The organism is Microcystis sp. M090S1 (assembly GCF_020246295.1).
Taxonomy (GTDB): domain Bacteria; phylum Cyanobacteriota; class Cyanobacteriia; order Cyanobacteriales; family Microcystaceae; genus Microcystis; species Microcystis aeruginosa.
On the sequence record NZ_JADBTF010000428.1, the window covers coordinates 1 to 3373 of the forward strand.

The following is a 3373-nucleotide window of genomic DNA, read 5'->3' on the forward strand; positions in this document are numbered from 1 at the left end:
TCGCTGAAACCCAGATAGATCAAGGAAAATCATAAATCGAGGTTAACCCTTTGTCCCGTAATGGTTTGAGCCTTTTTTGCTGACCGAAAACGCCTAAGTCCCAGTAAGAACTTCAGGATTTTGTGTCCAGTAGTTCATTGGTATTGTATTGCTTGAACTCAGGCTCTGTAAGACTTTTAGCCATAGCTAGTATGTTTATACGGGGGAAGTCCAGCCATTTACCTGACGGTCTGACCAAGTCGATCGCCAAGACTACCTTGCGGTAAGGGTTTCATTATTTTTCTTGGGGGGAAGTCCAGTTATCCCTGCAAGGTTCTTGTATTTGTATTGTTTTTAGGTGCGCTCGCCCAGCCGTCCAACCAAATGGGAAGTTTTGCCCAGAAAAAAGGGTACCAGCAACGACCTTAACCCGCCTTTTCTGAGAATTGACTGCATTTCTTAAGCACAAATATTTGTATTGTTTTTAGGTGCGCTCGTCCAGCCGTTCAAATAGGGAGTTTTGCTCAGAAAAAAGGGTACCAGCAACGACCTTAACCCGCCTTTTCTGAGAATTGACTGCATTTTTTAAGCACAAAACTGAGAATTGATTGCATTTCTTAACTAAAAAAATGAGAAATGACTACATACTTCTTAACTAAAAAATCGAGATTAGATATTGACAAGGACAAAATAAAGGTGTTATTCTTCAAATTGCGGAAGTGATGAAGGAAGAAAAACCAAATGGATTTCTGACTCCTCCATGACTTCAGCACTGTACACCTTCTATGAAAACAACAAAAAGGTCTATTACCATGGCAGTTGAAAAAACTAACTCTTCCTCTAGCTTGGCTGAAGTTATTGATCGTATCCTTGACAAAGGTATCGTTATTGATGCCTGGGTTCGCGTCTCTCTGGTGGGAATCGAATTATTAGCGCTTGAAGCTCGTGTAGTTATTGCTTCGGTTGAAACCTACCTCAAATATGCTGAAGCCGTTGGTCTGACTCAATCTGCAGCGGTTCCTGCTTAAGGATTGATACCAGATTCTCCCATCGGCTGAGTTAAAACCCTACCGGGTTTTACAGATTCTCGGCTTTTCTTTAATCCCTGTTGAGTTTAGTTACCCGTCTCTTGGGGCGCAATAATCTGTAATTGATAGGGTTGGCACGGCAACGGATAGCGAAAATAAAGCTAGTCCTATACAGGTTATTTTTGTGACCGTGATTTTGTCCCTTGTAGCTAGGTTTACCGCCTATCGCCAGAATGTAAGGCTCACTATTTTTCGGAATAGAAAGCAATTCTTTAGTGAGGAAGCTGCGCCCCTTGGTCTTGGGTAGTTCGCCATCTCAACTTTTGGATCAGCACTTTACACTATCTATACAAACAACAAAAAGGTCTATTACCATGGCAGTTGAAAAAACTAACTCTTCCTCTAGCTTGGCTGAAGTTATCGATCGTATCCTTGACAAAGGTATCGTTATTGATGCTTGGGTTCGCGTCTCTCTGGTGGGAATCGAATTATTAGCGATTGAAGCTCGTGTAGTTATCGCTTCGGTTGAAACCTACCTCAAATATGCTGAAGCCGTTGGTCTGACTCAATCTGCAGCGGTTCCTGCTTAAGGATTGATCCCAGATTCTCCCATCGGCTGAGTTAAAACCCTACCGGGTTTTCCAGATTCTCGGCTTTTCTTTAAATCCCTATTGAGTTTAGTCACCCCTCTCTTGGGGCGCAATAGTCTACAATTAATAAGGTCGGCACGGCAACGGATAGCAAAAACAAAGCTAGACCCATACAAATTATTTTTGTCACCGTGATTTTGTCCCTTGTAGCTAGGTTTACCGCCTATCGCCAGAATGTAAGGCTCGCTATTTTTCGCAATAGAAAGCCATTCTTGGGGTAGGAAGCCGCGCACCTTGATCTGTGGTATATCTCTATCTCAACTTTTGGATAATAAGAAAAGTCGGAATCTACTGTCTCTCCCCCCAGTCCCCGTGAATGTTTTTTTCAACGGGTGATTGGCTCTAGTCCATTCCATAGTATTTAGTAGTTGAGGACAACCCCATGCCTGCTCTCATGGAAAAGTTCCGCCTGGAGCGTTTATCGATTGCTGAAGAAGTAGCTGAACTCTCGCGAGGAGTCCAATCTTTTCTGTTGGATGTCAAAACTGAAAGACAAAAACAAGCGCAAGAACAGGCAACTGCTTTGCGCGAGTCTTTCCAAAAAGTTCAACAAGACAGCCGCGTGTTTTTAACAGCTACCCAAAAACAGCGTTTAGCTCAAGCGGAAAAGCAAAAAGAGGATTTACGTCAATTTCAAGAACAACGTTTAGCGGAAGCGAAACAGCTAGCTGACGACCTACGTCAACAGCGTCTAGATCGAGCTAAACAGCTGAAAGAGGATTTAAGTCAATTCGAAGAACAGCGTTTAGCGGAAGCGAAACAGCTAGAGGACGACTTACGCCAACTTCATCTAGATCGAGCTAAACAGGTGAAGGATGATTTGAGTCAATTTCAAGAACGACGTTTAGCGGAAGCGAAACAGCTAAAAGACGATTTGCGTCAATTTCGTCAAGAGTTGTCTATCTACGTTTTTGGCAAATAAATCTCTAGGTTAATTCCAACCCACTTAAGCCTAGGGCTAGAGTAAAAACCCTCTAGTCCCTTTTCATGGCTAAACTAGAGGACTATCTGAAAATACAACAATAAGCCTTTGGTTTTAAACCTACCATGCTAGTCCTGCTTGTTTAAGTTTCTAGACTCGACATAGGAGTGGTGAGTTCCTGTTTGGGCTGATCTAGGGTTCTGGCAAATGAAGTATTATCCGAGACTGCGAAGAGCATCGTAAAAGCCTTTCTAGGAAGAAAAAAGACTCAAAGAATCGAGAAAAAGCGAGAATCAAAGTAGCCAGGATTCACGCCCAAATTACAGATAGCAGAAAAGACCATTTACACAAGCTAACCACTCAATTAGTTCGTGAAAACCAAACGATTGTGGTTGAGAATTTAGCCATCAAGAATCTGGTCAAAAACCCGAAATTATCTCAGGCAATATCTGACGTTAGTTGGCGAGAAATCCCTCGACAATTAGCCTATAAATGCCGTTGGTATGGGAGAAATTACCTCGAAATAGATAGATGGTTTCCCAGTTCTAAGCGGTGTAGTAATTGTGGGTATATTGCTGAGAAGATGCCGTTAAATGTTCGAGAATGGGATTGTCCAGACTGTGGGACACACCATGACCGAGATATTAACGCTAGTAAAAACATTTTGGCCGCAGGACTTGCGGTGTCAGTCTGTAGAGCGACCATAAGACCAGAACAGAGTAAATCTGTTAAGGCAGGTGCGGAACCCCGCAAGGGAAAGAAGCAGAAACCTAAATCGTGAGGTTTGGGAATCA

3 protein-coding genes and 1 pseudogene are annotated in these 3373 nt (G+C 42.8%); all 4 read left to right on the forward strand.

Annotation, left to right across the window (positions count from 1 at the left end):
- The first annotated feature begins 764 nt into the window (after window positions 1–764).
- Window positions 765–1007, forward strand: a complete 243-nt coding sequence (gvpA, locus tag IM477_RS18850; RefSeq protein ID WP_425589715.1) for a gas vesicle structural protein GvpA — start codon at window positions 765–767, stop codon at window positions 1005–1007.
- A gap of 374 nt (window positions 1008–1381) precedes the next feature.
- A complete protein-coding gene (gvpA, locus tag IM477_RS18855) occupies window positions 1382–1597 on the forward strand; it encodes a gas vesicle structural protein GvpA (RefSeq protein WP_287627019.1) in 216 nt (71 codons plus the stop codon).
- A 442-nt stretch (window positions 1598–2039) separates the two neighbouring features.
- The gene (gene gvpC, locus IM477_RS18860; RefSeq protein ID WP_287674802.1) at window positions 2040–2579 is read left to right on the forward strand and encodes a gas vesicle protein GvpC; all 540 of its coding nucleotides are present in this window, start codon (window positions 2040–2042) and stop codon (window positions 2577–2579) included.
- 210 nt (window positions 2580–2789) lie between these two features.
- Window positions 2790–3360 (forward strand): annotated as a pseudogene (locus IM477_RS18865) (RNA-guided endonuclease TnpB family protein); the annotation flags it as partial.
- Window positions 3361–3373 lie beyond the last annotated feature (13 nt).